Raw genomic sequence first — 16,674 nt, forward strand, 5'->3', positions numbered from 1 at the left:
CTCGAACTCGACGAGCTCGTCGGTGTCGCTCGCGCAATTCACCGACGCGGCCCGCCGAGCGTGCCACAGCCGTGGCGTCAGCCCGCATGGGCGCGCAGACCGTCGCCACGACCGCAGGCACTAAGGGATTCGGAGAGGGCGGAACCAGGGACACCGGTGGCAGCCATTGGTGGCCTGAGTGCACCGATACCCGGTGGATGCGAGGGCGACAGCCTGGACCTCGGCTCCGTCGTCGTATCCGGGGTGCGACGTTGTCGCCGACGGGGCCGGGCGGCGGCTGTGACCTGACGCACGGCGCAGAGGATGACGGCGGTAGCGTGAGGGAGTGGAGTACTGGGGAGTCATGGCAGGGATCGGACTGCTGGCCGTCGTCGTCGCGGGTATTGCCTTCGTCCGCTACCGCGATCGGGAAACAGAACAGCTACGACGCGGCGCGTCGCTGGCCGCCGAGTTACGTGCCCTGGCCGACGGTGATGCGGTGCGGTTGGCTGCGGTCGAGGAGTACGAGACCTCGCTCTATCAGCGATTGTTCTACGTCTCGACGGTGTCGCCGCGGGTGCGCAGCGCGGTGTGGTCCCTGCTCGCGGCGGTCCTCTCGGCCGGCGGTGCCCTGGTGACACGCGGTGACGGTCTGACGCTGGCCATCGTGCATTGGACAACGTTGTTCCTCGCGGTCGTCTTCGCCCTAGCAGCGTTGTTCTTCGCGGGTCTGGCCGCGTTCCACGCGGCCACCACACCGCGCGTCTCGTTCGCCGAGTCCTACACCAACGATGACACTGCTGGTTCCGGGGGTGCTGGTTCTGACACCGCTGGTTCTGGCGCTGCTGACACCATCGACCCGCCGGCGGACACCGACGCGTCGGCGGACGAGGACACTTCGGCCACCGCAAAGGCGGCCACCGAAAAGGCGACCACCGACGAGGCCGTACCGACTCCGTAACTTGCTGAACTCTGTGAATTCGTGCGCCAATCCGGGACAAGAACCGATCAATTCGTCCACGTTGTCGCACTTGTGCTGCGCGGTCGGTCCGAGGTCGTCGGGTGAGGCGCTGCCGCGCATCATCATCCGTTCGGCGTGCACGTCGTTCTGAACCCGGCGGAGTATCGACGGCGGATGACCGTCGTCGCCGACTCGACGCCGCCGACGCGGAGGCGAGAATGGCCGATCCTCGATCCCGCCGCGAACTCCGCAGCCCAAGGCCATTTGCCGCGCCACCTGCCTGCGCGACGGGATAACTTGGGGACACCACCTCGCTGCGCGGGCATGCGCGTGGCGTCGAGGAGGCCGACGACGAGAGGACCCGACGTGACCGACGATGCGATGGCAGACCGCGTGCACGATCTGATGGGAAGGGCGCACACAGATCTCGCGGAGATGGTTGCCTTCGAATCGGTCTACGACCCCACCGCACCCGCGCCCGCCGACTGCGCACGGATGGTCGACTGGCTGCAGGAGACCTTCACCGAGGCCGGCGTATCCGATGTCGAGGCGCACGTCACCGCCGACGGATCGCAGGCAGTGACCGGACACATTCCCGGACCGGCCGACGCACCGACGGTGCTGCTGTATTTCCACCACGATGTGCAACCGCCCCTCGATGCCGATGCGTGGGACTCACCGGCGTGGACGCTGACCGAACGCGGCGGCCGCTGGTACGGCCGAGGTGCGGCCGACTGCAAAGGCAACATCGCCGTGCACCTGACCGCCCTGCGAGCGATTGGCGCGGACCTCGGGGTCGGCGTCAAGATCATCGGCGAGGGATCGGAGGAGCAGGGCTCCGGCGGGATCGAGGATTTCGTTCCCAAGAACCCCGAGCTGTTGCGCGCCGACGCGATCCTGATCCTCGATTCCGGCAACATCGAAGTGGGGCGTCCGACCCTGACGACGAGTCTGCGCGGAATCGCCAACGTCGTTGTCAGTGTCGAAACACTCTCCTCGGCAATGCATTCGGGAATGTTTGGCGGTGCGGCACCGGATGCGCTCGCCGCGCTGATCGCCATGCTCGCCACGCTGCGCGACGATGCGGGCAACACCACCGTCGCCGGCCTCGACACCGATCAGGCGTGGACGGGTATCGACTATCCCGAGAGCCAGTTCCGAAGGGACGCAACGGTTCTCGACGGGGTAGAGGTGCTCGGTTCGGGATCGATCGCCGAGATGGTATGGGCCCGCCCGGCGGTGACCGTGCTGGGTATCGACTGCCCGCCGGTGGTCGGCTCGTCGGCGTCGGTCGTCCCGCGGGCCCGTGCGCGCATCAACTTGCGTGTGCCACCCGGCATGGATCCGGCAGCCGCCCAGGATGCGCTGATCGCCCACCTGCACGCCGCCGCGCCGTGGCATGTGCGGGTGTCGGTGGAGCGTGAGGCGACCGGAGCGCCATTCACGGGGTCGACAGAAGGGCCTGCCTTCGAGGCGATCTCGCGCTCCTTGAGCAGCGCCTACGGAACCGACGTCGTGCAGCAGGGACAGGGTGGATCGATTCCCTTGTGCACGGTGCTGCAGAACACCTTTCCCGACGCCGAGATCATGTTGTTCGGAGTTGAAGAACCGCGCTGCCTGATCCATGCACCCAACGAGAGTGTCGACCCCTCCGAGATCGAGCACATGGCGTTGGCCGAGGCGCTGTTTCTGCGGGACTACGGCTCTGCGCGGTGAGCTGATCAGCTCCCGCTGAACCGCTGCACCAGAAGGGCTTTCATTTGCGGGCGACTGGCCGCGACGAGGGTGAACTCTGGTCTGTGGGCCAGAGCTTGCGCGTCGTTGCCGGACAGCAGAGAACGTGCATCGTCGGCGAAGATCAGCGCGGGGCGGCGTCGACCACCGGCCCGGTGTCGTCGGCGCCGAGGGCGTTATCGAGTCGCGCGCGGGCCCCACCGGACCGTTTCCGAAGCGCCCGAGCGGCTTTCACCTCGCCGCCGCCACCGCGTTCGAGCAGAGCAGTGGCACGACGCAGGATGCCGGACGGGAGGGTGCCGTTGAAGCGTAGGCCGTGATCTGGGTGGCGAAGACCTGCTCGAGGCTGACGCGAGAGACGATGGCGTCGTCGATCCGCACCCCCGCCACTCCCCGGAACGCCGTCCTGGTGGTGTGGACACCGACAGGTGACATCAACGATCGCCGCGATCACCTCCTCGGTCTGCACATTTCGGGCCCAGATCTGCAGGATATGCACGATGCCCCAGGGCTGACCAACGGTGCGTATCCGTCGCGTATTCAGCCGCCCTCGGTCCGTGTGGCCGCCATCCGCGGCGGGGGCGGGGCGACACCGGTGTGGCCACTCCCGCCCGGATTCGGCCGGTGGCGGTCGCGTCGAGATACAGATCCTGCAAGCGTGCCGGTCACCCGGCCACTGCAACGCCGTCGCACCGGCCGCAGAGCGATGCGGCCGGTGCGAGAACGAACGGAATCAGTTGGTTATACGGTGCACAGCGGCGAGTAGTCCGAGCGTCCGCCGGTCGTCGGTGAGATCAGGAAGGTGCAGGAGTTGAAGCCCGCGGCCTCGGTGCGGCGCTTGAGCATCCGCAGCGCATCGGTGGTCAGCACCTTCTCGCGGCTCAACACGAATCCGGACAGTCGCGTCGGATCGCCGACAATCGCGAACTGGTACGGCTCTGTGCTGGTCGCACCCGCGCCGATGGCGTCGCGACCCTGGGCGTCGCCCACCCACGTCACGATGTAGTTGGGGTTGTTACCCGGGTTGATGGTGTTGGGCACGCCCGGAAAGGTCACCACCAGTTGTGCTTTGGTGACCGGATCGACGACGGTCGCCTTGCCCTTGATGCCGTCGGACTGCCCGGTGAACGAGGTGCACTTGTTGTCGACGCCAATGGTCGTCGCATTGATCGGGGTGTAGGTGGCGTTGGTGTCCTTCGCGCAGCGCGCCCCGAAGAACGACGGGACGGTCGCCTGCTGCCACCACGTCCCGAGATATCGCGTGATGTCGAGCTTGGCGACCGGCCGGAGCGGCGCGGCGTCCGCGGTCGCGGGGGTGGCTACCAACGCCACCACGGCCCCGAGGACGACCAGAAGCGGTACGAGGAGGCGGACGGTTCTGCGAGTGTGTGGCATGCGCGGGAGCGGCATGGTCGGGAGTCCCTTCGGTCGTCGGTGCCGGACGAGCGGTGATTCGCCGCCGACCCGGTCCCCGGATGGGTGGGAACTGCTCGCCCAGGCGTGCGTGTGTCGGCCTAGAGCCTAGTTGTTCGGCCGTGCGTCACTGGCGCGGGTTCCACGAGTACACCGCGCAGATCAGGAGGACGTCGAGGTCGATGATGAGGATCGGCCATGTGGGGCAGTGCGGCAGCCACAGGAACTGGACGATTGACAGCGCGGCGATGATGATCGCCGCGACAATCGTGAGCCCGACAACGAAACCCCGCTGGACGGCCGACGCGGCGCTTCGTGGTCGACCCTCCGCCGGCTCGTCACGGCCACTTCTTCCGTCGTTCTGCGCGATTCGTGAATCGGCGTGGTCGGATTTCCGGCTCCCGTTCGTCGCTTTCGCCCAGTGGGCGCCCGCCTGTCGCCGCAGCTCCACTTTTGGCCCTCTACCAGGCGATTTAGTGCCCGGCCATCATCGGGGGTAAGCTATCGCAGGTTGTACACGGGGTGTGGCGCAGCTTGGTAGCGCGCTTCGTTCGGGACGAAGAGGTCGTGGGTTCGAATCCCGCCACCCCGACGTGTTGGTTGAGACACAGTTGAGGCCCTGGCCAGGAGAAATCCGGTCAGGGCTTCCTCGTTTCTGCGTTCGATTCGGTTCCGGTGTTGACCGCCGTCCGCAGTGCGTCCGCAGTGCGTCCGCAGCAGCTTCACGCGCGGCGTCGAGAGCATCGGCCATACGTTCGAGATCGTCGGGGAAGAGATCGGCTAGGTGTCGAGCGTGAGCGCTGCGGACTGGTGGCCGAGCATGGTCTGGACCGCTTTCACAAGGGCGCCCGCTGAGATCGCCAACGACTACGCGGTGGACCGCAGATCGTGGATCGTGGCCTTGGGGAAATCGCTCAGCACCTCTCCGTCATCGCTGACAGGGCGAACCGACTCGATGGCCTTGTTGAACCTGCGGGTGCGAAACGTCGCAATCCGGAGCACGCCTCCCTCGGCCGCGGTGAACGGGAGTTCGTTGCGGTTCTTGCTGGCCATCGCGGCTGCCAGGTCATCGACGAGGAACTTAGGGAACGGTACCGACCGGCGTTCGTGATTCTTCGGAGATGGTCGTAGAGGTTGAGGTGGCGGGTGGTCAGATCGGCGATCCGGCGCTCGGGCGTCATCGCAGCCTACCTTCCACAGACACGACAGGTACGGCAGCCGATGCGGTCGTGTGCGGCAGCCCGGACGAGCGCGACGCTGGTCCGGTGCCAGGAGGGCGGGTTCGGAGACGAAGACGCCCAGGTGTGCTGTAGGGGAAATCAGTGCCTCGAAATCAGGTTGTATGCCGCGCTCGTCTTGAAAACGAGCGCGGGCGATCCCACGCAGCCAGCAAGGGCGTCCGCAGTCAGTCCCCACTCATCACACCCAATACGCGACCAAGATCATCAACGCCGATGAGCACGTGTTTCACGCTCTGCCGTGACTCACCAACATCAGCAAACACCCAGGTAACCGACGTTCGGGACGAAGAGGTCGTGGGTTCGAATCTCGCCACCCCGGACCAGCGGATGAGGTTTGCCGAATCCGACAGAGCGTTCTCGTTCCGGTCTCCGCGGACCACGAGATCGGTCGAGATCCGATAGGCAATCGACGTGGTGGCACTCATGATCGAGCGCTGCACGTGCCGCGTATTCGTGCCGACACCTCGGCGGCTACGCGGCGGGGTGCCTTCTCTCGATACAGCGACACCATTGCTTGACAGTAGAGGACGTCTCCAAATCGAGTGACTCCGGCGAAGTTGACCGCGTAATCGAAGGTCTCTCCTTGGTACGGGACGTCGAGGGTGGCGCCGGTGGCGTGCTCGGACGGTGAGACGATGACCGCACTCACACGGACGAACGGCGTAGACCGGGCGAGAGCCACGTGCGATATCACGTTTTGGGCGGCAACCTTGGCATATGTGTCACCGGTCGCCGCGCCCGCGCTGACGGCAACGGCCGGAATGCCGACGCAGAACCATCCGAGGAAAAAGAGGGCGGACTGCCACCACTGCCAGGCATGCAGCCATCGTTCGCGCCACACGATGAGCGGTGCCGCGAGTACCACCACTGCGCCGATCACTATCGCCATTTGCCAACCGGAGACGTCTGTTGTGGCAATGTCGGGAATCGTTGTCCACGGTATGTCGAGCGGCGCTGTCATAGCTTCATGATATTGACCAAGGGACATAGCCAATTTGATTTATGGAATCAGGACGATTCCTCGCCGCCTGTCGACGTCCTTTCGTCGAGTGACGACGGCGGAACGATCACGTGGGGCGACGGGGCATGATCGGAGTGGTGAGCACTCAGACGATCCTCGAACGTTCCGATGGGCCGGTGCGGATTCTCGGCCTCAACAGACCCGAGCGCCGCAATGCCGTCGACCGTCCGACGGCGCAGGCGCTCGCCGATGCATTCCGTCGTTTCGACGCCGACGAGAGCGCGTCGGTGGCCGTGCTCTATGGAGAAGGTGGAACCTTCTGCGCGGGAGCCGATCTCAAGGCCATAGCCGATGGCAGCACCCGCAACCGGGTGGAAGCCGACGGCGACGGGCCGATGGGACCGACGCGACTGCGATTGGGTAAGCCGGTGATCGCCGCCATCTCCGGGTACGCGGTCGCGGGCGGATTGGAGCTGGCGATCTGGGCTGATCTCCGTGTCGCCGACGACGATGCGGTGCTGGGGGTGTTCTGCCGCCGCTGGGGCGTACCGCTCATCGACGGCGGCACCGTGCGGCTGCCGCACCTCATCGGGTCGAGTCGCGCGATGGATCTCATCCTCACCGGCCGTGCGGTGTCGGCGCGCGAAGCCCTAGACATGGGGTTGGTGAATCGACTTGTGCCCTCCGGGCAGTCCCTGGAGCGGGCGGTGGAACTCGCGCATGAACTCGCGTCGTTTCCGCAGACCTGCCTACGCCACGACCGGCTCTCGGCGCTCGAGCAGGAAGGGATGGCCGAACCCGACGGCATCCACAACGAATACCTGCACGGACTGCACTCGATCCAAGCCGATACCGTCACCGGGGCAACACGATTCGCGCAGGGCGCCGGGCGGCACGGGTCGTTCGGGGAGTGACGCGGTACCACGCCTCGATCCGTCTGCCAGGCAGCGTTGCGGCGCCCATCGCGTCACCGGACAAGGGTGACGCTCGGCTGCACTCCGTCAGCACCCCAGCTGATCGGCCAGGTCGTCGAGGTCTCGGGCGTGGATGTCGTTGTCCGGCGAGCCCGAATCGTCTTTGAGTGCCGGGTCGCCCCACTCGAGGGGACGCTCGACGAACGCCGACCGCAACCCGTGAGAGCGGGCGGCGTCGAGATCGGATTGGTGGGTCGCGACCATCATCACCTCGTCGGGCCGCGCTTCCATCAGCCCGGCCAGCCCGAGATAGGTCTGCGGCGCCGGCTTGTAGTGATGCCACAGATCCGAGCCGCCGATGAAATCCCAGCCGAAGCCGTTGCGTTTGGCCATCTCGGTGAGCAATGCGACGCTCCCATTACTCAACGCGCACACCGTGAATTGACGTCGCATACGAGCCAGCCCGCGCGCCGAGTCCGGCCATCCGGGGATCTCGCGCCAGGCACGCACGAGGTCGGCGGCACGGTCGGCGCCGATCGCGACGCCGAAGTGTGCGGCGACCTCGGCCAGGGTGTCGGACTGTAGTTCGTCGAGTCCGCGCCAACCGGTTTCACCGGCCTCGACGCGAGCGATGGCGGGTGAGTAGCGGGCTCGCCACTGCCGGGCGAACTCGGCCGCGTCGACTCCGGGCACGCAGCGCGCCACCGCGGCACTGATACCGCCGAGCCAGTCGGTGAGGGTCCCGAAGGTGTCGAATGCCAGCACGCGAGGAGTCGTCGACATTTCCGGCGTTGCGTCAGCGCGCGTCGGTGGCCAACTGCGGCAGCGAGTGGTCCTCCTCGAATTCGGCGTCGCCGTGGGAGACCGGGGTGAGGGTGAGCAGACTGGCCTCGGGCCGGCAGCAGAACCGTGCGGGAACATACGGAGAGGTACCCAGACCGGCGCTGACGTGCAGCTTCATCGTCGACCCCCAGGCCGAGGTGCCCTTGACCCGGGAGCGATCGAGGTGGCAGTTGGTGACGAGCGCACCGACAAGCGGCAGACACAGTTGGCCGCCGTGGGTGTGCCCGGCGAGCACGAGATCGTAACCGTCTTCGGCGAACCGGTCGAGGACCCGAGGTTCGGGTGAATGTGTCAGACCCAGACGCAACTGGGCGAGCGGATTGGGCCGTCCGGCGATGGTCTCGTAGCGGTCGCGTTCGATGTGCGGGTCGTCGACACCTGCCGCGACCACCCGCACCCCGCCGACCTCGAGTTCGCGTACCGAGTGCGTGGCGTCGAGCCAGCCGCGCTCGACGAATGCGGCCCGCAGGTCCTGCCACGGCAGGGGATCGCCGTGCGTGCGTTTGTGTTCGGTCTTGAAGTATTTGAACGGATTCTTCGGTGTCGGACCGAAGTAGTCATTCGATCCGAACACGAAAAGGCCAGGGCGCGAGAGTAATCCGCCGAGCGACTGGATTACCGCGGGCACCGCTTGCGGATGCGCCAGGTTGTCGCCGGTGTTGATCACCAGGTCCGGTTCGAGCGCCTCGAGTTCGGACACCCAGGCCTGCTTGAGTCGCTGGTTGGGCACCATGTGCAGGTCGCTGATATGCAGGACCCGCAACGGGGTGGCGCCGGGTTCTAGTACCGCCATCGTGGTGTGACGCAAGGTGAATGCGTTGCGCTCGATCAGCGTCGAGTAGAGCAGTCCGGCAGCGGCCGCCCCCGCGCCGACGGCAAGCGCCCGTGCTGCCGTCGACGTGCGAAGACGAGCGTCCACGCGCCAGGGCCGGGTCGAATCGAGGATGGACATTTTCTCAGGATACGCGCCGCCGGAGGGCGCGTGTCGGGGTCGTGACGGACAACCCGTCCGGCGACTCGACATCAGCCGGGCAGATCGATCACCACCGGCCCGACACCGGGTACCTGCACCGTCGTCTGGGTTGGACCGTTGCTGCCGCCCGCGGACTGACGTCCGTTGCTCACGTAGATCGTGATCGTGCTCCCCGGCAACGCCGAGTCCGATGGGGCGGTGAACACCACGGTGCCCTGCGGGCGCGGGGAATCGATCTCTAGCTGAGTGACCTTGAAGCCGGCCGCCTGCAGCCGAGCGGTCGCGTCGCTGGCGGTGAGACCGGCGACGTCGGGGACACGTCCGCGACTGTTGCCGGACACGTACTGCGGATCCTGCGGTGGCAGGCTCGTTGGCCCGAACTTGTTCGCAACCGGCAGGACCGCCGAATACCAGGTGCGTGCCGGCTCGTATCCGCCATAGAGATTGCCGTCGTAGCACGACCGCAGTGGGCTGGTGCAGATGCCCTCCGGGTTGGGGCCGTCGCTGTAGACGTAGACCGACCCGGCGATGTTGTTGGTGAAGCCGAGGAACGCCGCCGAGCGGTGCGCCTCGGTGGTGCCGGTCTTCGCCGACACCGGCAGGTTCCAGCCCGTCGAGCCGGCGGCTGCCGCCGAGGTGCCCCCGCCTCGGTCGTCAAAGCTCATCGCATTGGCCAGGGTGTTCGCCAGACCCTGCTCGACCACGCGGTCACATGCCGGTGCGTTGAACGGCACCGCGGTCAGGACCGGTGCGCCGTTGGGGCCGGGCACCGCGTTGCTGTTCTCGTCGCGCTTGATGGTGCTGATCGAGCCGATCGGATTCGGCGGACACCACACCCCGCCGGAGGACAGGGTGGCCGCCACATTCGACAGCTCGAGTCCGTTGACCGGGAAAGGGCCGAGAGTGAACGAACCGAAGTTGCCGTCCTTGACGTACTGGGCGATCGACTTGTCGCCGACACCGGAGGTGCCCGGCGTGTTGTAGGAGCGCAGACCCAGACGCACGGCCATATCGACGGTCGGCTTCACCCCGGTCTGCTGCAACAGCTTGACGAAGGCGGTGTTCGGTGACTGGGCCAGCGCCTGGGAGATCGACATCGTCGCCGGGTAGCGGCCGTCGTTCTTGACGCAGTAGCTGTCGGCAGGACATCCGTTGGAGCCGCCGCTGCTGCCCATGCCCTGCACGGCCAGGGTTGACGGGACTGGGATGTTGGAGCCCGAGCCGAGACCTTGCTCCATTGCAGCGGCCGTCGTGAAGACCTTGAAGACCGAGCCCGCACCGTCACCGACCAGTGAGAACGGCTGCGGCTGCACGGTTTGGTCGGCATTCTGATTGAGTCCGTAGTTGCGGCTCGACGCCATCGCCAGCACGGGATGGGCGGTAGTTCCCGGCCGGATCGCGCTCATCACGCTTGCGACGCCGTCGGCCTGCGGATCGGCCTGCGTCTGCACCGCTCGCTCGACCGAACGCTGCACGTCGGGGTCGAGGGTGGTCTTGATGATGTATCCACCGCGCATCACCGAGTCGCGGGAGATCCCGTTCGTGGCGAGGAATTGCAGTGCGTAGTCGCAGAAGAATCCGTTGTTGCCGGCGCCGATGCACCCCTGGGTAGGGATGTTGGGATTGGGAATCACCCCGAGCGGCTTGGTCTTGGCTGCAGTCAGCTCGTCGCGGCGCTTGGGGAAGTTCTGGATCATCGTGTCGAGCACGGTGTTGCGTCGCGCCAGCGCAGCCTGCGGATTGGTGTACGGGTTGAGCGCGCTGCTCGACTGCACCATGCCCGCGAGCAGTGCGGCCTGCTCGACGGTGAGGTCCTTGGCGTGCTTATTGAAGTACACCTGTGACGCGGCCTCGATGCCGTAGGCGTTGTTGCCGAACGGCACCACGTTGAGATACCGCGTAACGATCTGCTTCTTGGCCTCCTGCTTGGCGGCCGCGTCGGAGAGGCCCTTGCTTTTGGCCTGCGCGGTGAGCGACTGCTCCATCGTCAGCGCCATGCGGACCTCACGCAGCTTGCGCGCCGGAGTGGTCTCGGTGGCTGCCTGCCGATCGGCCTCGGTGCGCGCGAGCACGAGGAGTTGATAGTTTTTGATGTACTGCTGGTCCAGCGTGGACGCGCCTTGCTGGACCTCTCCCGAGGACGAGTTCTTCAGCGCGGCGCGGATGGTGCCCTTCCAGTCGACGCCGTCGTGCTCGAGGAATCGACGGTCCTCGATGGAGATGATCGCGGCAACCATGTCGGGCGAGATGTCGTTGTACCCGACCTCATAGCGGTACTGGTCGAACAACAGCGCGATCGGGTTGCCGGCTGCGTCGGTCATCGTCGAGACCTGGGGCAGGGTGCCGTTGAGCAATTCCGATGAGACGTTCTCGACTGTCGAAGCGGCTCTGTTGAACACCAGTCCCGCCCCGCTGGCGACCGGGTAGAGGAGTCCGGCGACGAGTACGCCGGCCAGCACGCACGCGGCAGCGAGCGGCCCAAGCTTCTTCGAGATCGGCACCCCGACAGAATACGTGTGATTTCCTCAACACCCTCGCAGCCCGCGTCGCCGCGCATGGCACCGGCCGGGGGCGGCGGCGATGACCAGGTGTTTCGCCGAGAGTTTGCACGGTTGTGCCAGTTTTTCGGCCTCAGGGGTTGCGGTCGCATACACAGATCCCTAGATTGAGGGCAGAATGTGACTCACGTAACAGCTAATGCGGCAGAGTGCGAGAGATATCAATACTCGATCCACTGTCCAGGTGAGCAAGCGGGTTGCAGTCGCAGTGCGGTGACGTGGTTTTCGCAGACAACGACAGACAGGGGCGACAACGATGGCAACAGCGGCAGTATCGGCAGACGAGGCGCGGTTGACCTGGGTGTCGCAGGCCCGGTGCCGCGGAGAGAACCCGGATGACCTGTTCGTGCGGGGCGCGGCGCAGCGCAAGGCCGCCACGATCTGCCGGCACTGCCCGGTGCAGTTGCAGTGCGGCGCCGACGCTCTCGACAACCGCGTCGAATTCGGGGTGTGGGGCGGCATGACCGAACGCCAGCGTCGGGCGCTGTTGCGCCAGCATCCCGAGGTCACCTCGTGGTCGGCGTTCTTCGAGGCGCAGCGTCGCCGCCAGCGCGTTGCGGGCTGACCCAGACCACACACTCACATCACCGGCGGGAGTGCCCCGCCGGTGATGTGAGTGTCCGGGCATGCGTGGTGCGTTCGGGAGACTGCGCCGTTCGAGGGACAGATCCGATCGCCATGCACCTATCGACTGGCGGCTGAGATCGACCGGCTGTGGCCACTGCATGGTTCTCGGCAGCAGGATCGGCAGCACCCCCTCCGGCCGCGACCCGGAGCGCCGGGTCGTCTATGTGGGCGATCGATACGTGCGTGACGCGAGTGCCGGGGCGCTGAACGTCGCTGTGAGACTGTCCCAGTCGAGGACGGTGAGCAACCAGCACTGGCTGCGGCCGTGGTCGTACTCGGTGGGTCCGGTAGCGGCCACCATCCCGACAGCGCCGTTCCGTCGGCGGGTGACCAAGGGTCCACAGCCCGTCGTCGACGGTCCCTGCGTGGAAGAATCGCGGTGGAACATGCTGCGTGGCAGTCGCTTCGAGAGGCGGTGCCCGAGCAGGGAGGGTGAGAAGCGGGGGCCGGTCGTCGTGGCCGTCGAGGATTGCCGGATCGCCTACATCCATCGCGCCGTCGTGACCGACGCGCCCCGCCGCCGGAAATGGCTGTGACGGCCACCGCAGGGGGTCTTCGACGTTGCGGGACTCGCCAGCCCCGATCGTAGATGGTCCATCGACCCGCGCCGCCTCGGGCCAGAAAGCGTTCGCCGACAACGGCTCCCGCGACGACCGGGTCGCCCGCCCCTACCGAACCCGCGGCGTGTCGATCCCTGTGACGCCGTGAAAGGAGCCGGTCAGCTCCACCTGTCCGGTCCGCGCTGTTGTCCGTCCCACGGCGCGGTTCAGTCCTCGCCGCGCAGGGGTCCGCCCCGCCAGAGGTCGTGTCGTCCCGCAAGTATCGGTAGCTGCGGGGTTCTCGGCGAGAACGAAACGCCGCGGTGGCCGGCCTGAGGGCTCGAGCCGGGCGCGCGTGGTCGTCGCGTCGTGCTGATCGGTCCCGGTCTCGCCCGACGAGTACTCCCAGAACCGCAGAGCGAACTCGATGACCTCCCCGATCGCGGGTGGGCGAATCTGTCCGTCCTCGATCGTGATGCGATCCACCAGGATCGTCAGCACGCGACGGCGAGCCATCGGCGTCACCGGCGGATCGAGGTCAGCCCCGACCGGTGATCTGCTCGGCGACCGCGCGCAGGGCGACGCGGTCGGCGACCTCAAACGGCAACGACGGGACGCCGACGATCGGCACCGTCGGATGCGCGGAGGTGAACCGCCCCAGCAGATGGACCTCCCGCTTGGCCGTCGCGGCACGCTCGGCGTGCACCAGCAGCACTCCGCGGGTGAGGTCGTCGTCGGCTTTGTCCGCGGCCACGCGCGCCACCTCTTCGGTGATGCCGGTGAGGTTGGGGTGGGTGCGATTGAGGATCAGCCCGGCCAGCGGCATCGACTCCTCCGACAGGCGATCGACGAAGAAGGCCGCCTCGCGCAGGGCGTCGGGCTCGGCTGCGGCGACCACCGCGAACCGTGTGCCGGGCTGTTGGAGTAGTTGGTAGGTCTTGAGCGCGCGGTCCTGGAACCCGCCGAACATCGAGTCGAGGGACTGCACGAACGTCGCGACGTCGCGCAGCATCTCACCCCCGATGATGGTGGAGACCCCGCGCATCGCCAGGCTCATCGCGCCGGTGACCATGCGTCCGACGCCGCGGCCGCCGCCGACGAGCACCTTCATCAGCCGACCGGACAGGAACGACCCGAGACGCTGCGGTGCGTCGAGGAAGTCCAGCGCGTTGCGCGACGGTGGGGTGTCGACGATGATCAGGTCCCACCGATTGGTCTCCAGTAGCTTACCGAGCTTCTCCATGGCCATGTATTCCTGTGTGCCGGAGAAGGATTCGGCGACTGTCTGATAGAAGGAGTTCTCCATGATGGCGGCGGCGCGCTCGGGCGTGGAGTACTCCTGCACCATCTCGTCGAAGGTGCGGCGCATGTCGAGCATCATCGCGTCGAGAGAGCCGGTCCCGTCGATGGCCACCGGTTGTGGGTCGTTGGTCAGTTCACTCATGCCCAACGACTGCGCGAGCCGCTTGGCCGGGTCGATGGTGAGTACTGCGACGGTGCGGCCGTGTTCGGCAGCGTGCAGGGCCATCGCCGCGGCGGTCGTCGTCTTGCCGACGCCACCGGCGCCGCAGCAGATGACCACGCGCGTCGCCGGGTCGGCGAGTACCGAGCCCATCTTCAAGTCGAGCGGCATCATGCACCCGCTTTCTGTAGCAGAGTGGCCAGCTCGTAGAGGCCGCCGAGGTCTATCCCGTCGCCGAGGGTGGGCAGTTCCAGCGTCGGGACCTCGACCTCGTCGAGTTGGGCCTTGGCCACCTGCTGCGCCTGTAGCCGGGAGGCGTGATCGATCGTTTCGGTGAGCAACCCGGCGAAATCGGCCTCGCTCGCCTCGAGGTCTGCGTCGGCGAGCCCGGCCGCGACCCGCTGTGCGTCGACGTTGCCCTCGGCGATGTCGTCGATCTCGTCGGGCGGCAGATGCATCGGGTTCACCCGATTGATGATCAGGCTGCCGACGCGCAGCTTCTTGCCTCGCAGCTCGTCGACGGCCTCGATGGTTTCGGTGATCGGCATCGCCTCGAGGAGGGTGACCAGGTGGATTGCGGTCTCCGTCGAATGCAGCAACCGCGCCACCCCCTCGCTCTGGTTGCGGATCGGACCGGTCTTGGCCAGGTCGGCCATCGCCTTGGTGACGTCGAGGAAGCTCCCTATCCGGCCGGTGGGCGGGGAGTCGACGACGACGGCGTCGTAGAGCCGCACGCCCTTCTTGTTGGTTGCGATGATGCGTTCCTTGATCTTTCCGGTGATCAGGACGTCACGCAGCCCTGGGGCGACGGTGGTGACAAAGTCGATCGCGCCGATCCGCTTCATCGCCCGGCCGGCGAAGCCCAGGTTGTAGAACAGGTCGAGGTATTCCAGCAGTGCATGCTCGATGTCGAGGGCCAGCGCCCACACCTCGCCGCCGCCCTCGGCGGTGGCGATGCGGGTATCGGTCGGCGGTAGCGGGGGCAGGTCGAAGAGTTGCGCGACGCTTTGGCGCCCCTCGCATTCGACGAGCAGAACGCGCTTGCCCGCGGCGGCAAGGGCCAGCGAGAGCGCGCCGGCAACGGTGGTCTTGCCGGTGCCGCCCTTGCCCGAGACGAAGTGCAGACGTGCTTTGGCGGCAGAGTCCGGCCAGATGTTCGGTGCGGCCACCGCCTTCTCGTCGTCGAGAATCGAGCCGACCCCGTCAGGTCGGGGTCGGCTCTGCCGACCACTGGATGTCTGGTCGCCCCCGGACGTGTCGTACACCACGGATTCACCATATCGACTCAGTTGTCGTCCAGGGTTACTCCGGTCAGGTCATTTCGTCGGATCGTGTCTACGGGCATCCCACCTCGATGCCCTAGGCTTGGGGCCATGAGTGATGTCACCGCCTGGGAGTACGTGACGGTTCCGCTGCTGACCCACGCGACCAAACAGATTCTCGATCAGTGGGGCGCCGACGGCTGGGAGCTGGTCAGCGTGCTGCCCGGCCCCACCGGAGAGCAGCACGTCGCCTACCTCAAGCGGACGAAGGGCTGAGGACATGAGCACCTGGACACAACGGCTCGACGAGCTGGGTATCGTGCTGCCGACGGCTCCCAGCCCGGTCGCCAATTACGTCCCGGCGGTCCGGTCGGGGAATATGGTGTACACCTCGGGGCAGTTGCCCTTCGTTGACGGTGAGCTGTCGATCCACGGCAAGGTCTGCACCGGCGCGGAGGGCGTCGTCAAACCCGACGAGGCGACGGCGGCCGCACGACAGTGCACCATCAACGCGCTGGCCGCGATCAACGGACTCGTCGGGCTGGATTCGATTGTGCGGGTGGTCAAGGTGACCGGATTCGTTGCATCGGCGCCGGGCTTCACCGGGCAACCGGGTGTCCTCAATGGTGCATCGGACCTGCTCGGCGAGATCTTCGGGGAGGCAGGCGTGCATGCCCGCTCCGCGGTCGGTGTCGCCGAGTTGCCGTTGGGGGCGCCGGTGGAGGTCGAACTCGTGGTCGAGGTCGCAGACCGCTGAGTGTGGTCGAGGTCGCAGACCGCTGAGTGTGTTCGAGGTCGCTCACGCTTGGATGCTGAGGTCGTCGCGGCACTCATCGTCGCCGCGGCGGCTGCGGGATGGGTCGACGCGGTGGTTGGTGGGGCGGCCTGATCGGTATCCCGGCTCTGATGATCGGTGTGCCCTGGGATCGTCCCGGCGTCGGCGCTGTCCACCAACTCGCTGACCGCGGTCGTCGGGACCGTCTCTGCGGCGCGGCGATACTCGCGTACGGTTGCCGCCGCGTGCGCGTCGCCGGGTGTCGGTGTTCGCCTGTGCCGCAGTCTGTTCCGGTGGGGAAGTGCTGATGGCGAGTCGGTTGCCCACCGATGTTTTCACGCCGATCGTCCTGGTGCTGCTGGTGATCGCGGGGTCGTCGTGGCCTTCTGCGGACTGATGTTTCCGGGCACCGGGACTTTCTGAGCATCACGC

General features: G+C 66.7%; 16 protein-coding genes, 1 tRNA gene and 2 pseudogenes. 9 read left to right on the forward strand and 10 right to left on the reverse strand.

Going from position 1 to position 16,674, the window contains the following annotated elements:
* The first annotated feature begins 343 nt into the window (after nt 1-343).
* Nucleotides 344-940: a histidine kinase gene (locus EF294_RS18140; RefSeq protein WP_123932366.1), complete on the forward strand. Its 597-nt coding sequence runs from the start codon at nt 344-346 to the stop codon at nt 938-940.
* 366 nt (nt 941-1,306) lie between these two features.
* Nucleotides 1,307-2,656: a dipeptidase gene (locus EF294_RS18145; protein ID WP_123932367.1), complete on the forward strand. Its 1,350-nt coding sequence runs from the start codon at nt 1,307-1,309 to the stop codon at nt 2,654-2,656.
* Nucleotides 2,657-3,415: 759 nt separating this feature from the next.
* Here EF294_RS18145 and EF294_RS18155 read toward each other — a convergent pair.
* Both EF294_RS18155 and EF294_RS22780 read right to left on the reverse strand, forming a co-directional pair.
* On the reverse strand, nt 3,416-4,084 hold the full coding sequence (locus EF294_RS18155; protein WP_123932368.1) for a lipocalin family protein: 669 nt from the start codon (nt 4,082-4,084) through the stop codon (nt 3,416-3,418).
* A gap of 130 nt (nt 4,085-4,214) precedes the next feature.
* Nucleotides 4,215-4,352: pseudogene (locus EF294_RS22780) on the reverse strand (DUF7144 family membrane protein); the annotation flags it as partial.
* A gap of 253 nt (nt 4,353-4,605) precedes the next feature.
* On the opposite strand from EF294_RS22780, the gene EF294_RS18165 reads away from it, so the two are divergent.
* A tRNA-Pro gene (locus tag EF294_RS18165) sits at nt 4,606-4,679 on the forward strand.
* 275 nt (nt 4,680-4,954) lie between these two features.
* Here EF294_RS18165 and EF294_RS21570 read toward each other — a convergent pair.
* Entirely contained in the window at nt 4,955-5,140 is a 186-nt protein-coding gene (locus tag EF294_RS21570) for a hypothetical protein (protein WP_185091147.1), read from the reverse strand.
* A gap of 609 nt (nt 5,141-5,749) precedes the next feature.
* Complete coding sequence (locus EF294_RS18175) at nt 5,750-6,289, reverse strand: hypothetical protein (RefSeq protein ID WP_123932370.1); 540 nt, start codon at nt 6,287-6,289, stop codon at nt 5,750-5,752.
* A 125-nt stretch (nt 6,290-6,414) separates the two neighbouring features.
* Here EF294_RS18175 and EF294_RS18180 point away from each other — a divergent pair, with 125 nt between their 5' ends.
* Nucleotides 6,415-7,203 carry a crotonase/enoyl-CoA hydratase family protein gene (locus EF294_RS18180; protein WP_123932371.1) on the forward strand — a complete coding sequence of 263 codons (789 nt, stop codon included), beginning with the start codon at nt 6,415-6,417 and terminating at the stop codon, nt 7,201-7,203.
* An 87-nt stretch (nt 7,204-7,290) separates the two neighbouring features.
* On the opposite strand, the gene EF294_RS18185 is transcribed toward EF294_RS18180, so the two are convergent.
* The 3 genes from EF294_RS18185 to EF294_RS18195 form a co-directional block, all read right to left on the reverse strand.
* Nucleotides 7,291-7,986: a haloacid dehalogenase type II gene (locus EF294_RS18185; RefSeq protein WP_123932372.1), complete on the reverse strand. Its 696-nt coding sequence runs from the start codon at nt 7,984-7,986 to the stop codon at nt 7,291-7,293.
* 13 nt (nt 7,987-7,999) lie between these two features.
* Nucleotides 8,000-8,998 carry a metallophosphoesterase gene (locus EF294_RS18190; RefSeq protein ID WP_123932373.1) on the reverse strand — a complete coding sequence of 333 codons (999 nt, stop codon included), beginning with the start codon at nt 8,996-8,998 and terminating at the stop codon, nt 8,000-8,002.
* Nucleotides 8,999-9,069: 71 nt separating this feature from the next.
* Nucleotides 9,070-11,520, reverse strand: coding sequence for a penicillin-binding protein (locus EF294_RS18195; protein WP_123932374.1), 2,451 nt, complete (start codon nt 11,518-11,520; stop codon nt 9,070-9,072).
* A 313-nt stretch (nt 11,521-11,833) separates the two neighbouring features.
* On the opposite strand from EF294_RS18195, the gene EF294_RS18200 reads away from it, so the two are divergent.
* Both EF294_RS18200 and EF294_RS22255 read left to right on the forward strand, forming a co-directional pair.
* A complete protein-coding gene (locus EF294_RS18200) occupies nt 11,834-12,142 on the forward strand; it encodes a WhiB family transcriptional regulator (RefSeq protein ID WP_006373141.1) in 309 nt (102 codons plus the stop codon).
* A 301-nt stretch (nt 12,143-12,443) separates the two neighbouring features.
* Complete coding sequence (locus EF294_RS22255) at nt 12,444-12,740, forward strand: hypothetical protein (protein WP_246007941.1); 297 nt, start codon at nt 12,444-12,446, stop codon at nt 12,738-12,740.
* Nucleotides 12,741-12,872: 132 nt separating this feature from the next.
* Here the strand turns inward: EF294_RS22255 and EF294_RS22260 are convergent, their stop codons facing one another.
* From EF294_RS22260 to bagA, 3 genes are read right to left on the reverse strand one after another with little or no spacing between them, the layout of a single operon-like run.
* Entirely contained in the window at nt 12,873-13,259 is a 387-nt protein-coding gene (locus tag EF294_RS22260) for a hypothetical protein (protein ID WP_246007942.1), read from the reverse strand.
* Between the two features lie 22 nt (nt 13,260-13,281).
* Entirely contained in the window at nt 13,282-14,376 is a 1,095-nt protein-coding gene (gene bagB / locus EF294_RS18210; protein ID WP_123932375.1) for an ArsA family ATPase, read from the reverse strand.
* Entirely contained in the window at nt 14,376-15,473 is a 1,098-nt protein-coding gene (gene bagA, locus EF294_RS18215) for an ATPase BagA (protein WP_123932376.1), read from the reverse strand. Before bagA ends, bagB begins: the two co-directional genes overlap by 1 nt.
* 105 nt (nt 15,474-15,578) lie before the next feature.
* Here bagA and sp36 point away from each other — a divergent pair, with 105 nt between their 5' ends.
* The 3 genes and pseudogenes from sp36 to EF294_RS22785 all read left to right on the forward strand — a co-directional run.
* Entirely contained in the window at nt 15,579-15,743 is a 165-nt protein-coding gene (gene sp36 / locus EF294_RS18220; RefSeq protein ID WP_123932377.1) for a Sp36 family protein, read from the forward strand.
* Between the two features lie 4 nt (nt 15,744-15,747).
* Nucleotides 15,748-16,224, forward strand: a complete 477-nt coding sequence (locus EF294_RS18225) for a RidA family protein (RefSeq protein WP_123932378.1) — start codon at nt 15,748-15,750, stop codon at nt 16,222-16,224.
* 48 nt (nt 16,225-16,272) lie between these two features.
* Nucleotides 16,273-16,615, forward strand: a pseudogene (locus EF294_RS22785) (TSUP family transporter); the annotation flags it as partial.
* Between the last annotated feature and the right edge of the window lie 59 nt (nt 16,616-16,674).

Origin of the sequence: Gordonia oryzae (assembly GCF_003797185.1) — a bacterium.
GTDB lineage: Bacteria > Actinomycetota > Actinomycetes > Mycobacteriales > Mycobacteriaceae > Gordonia > Gordonia oryzae.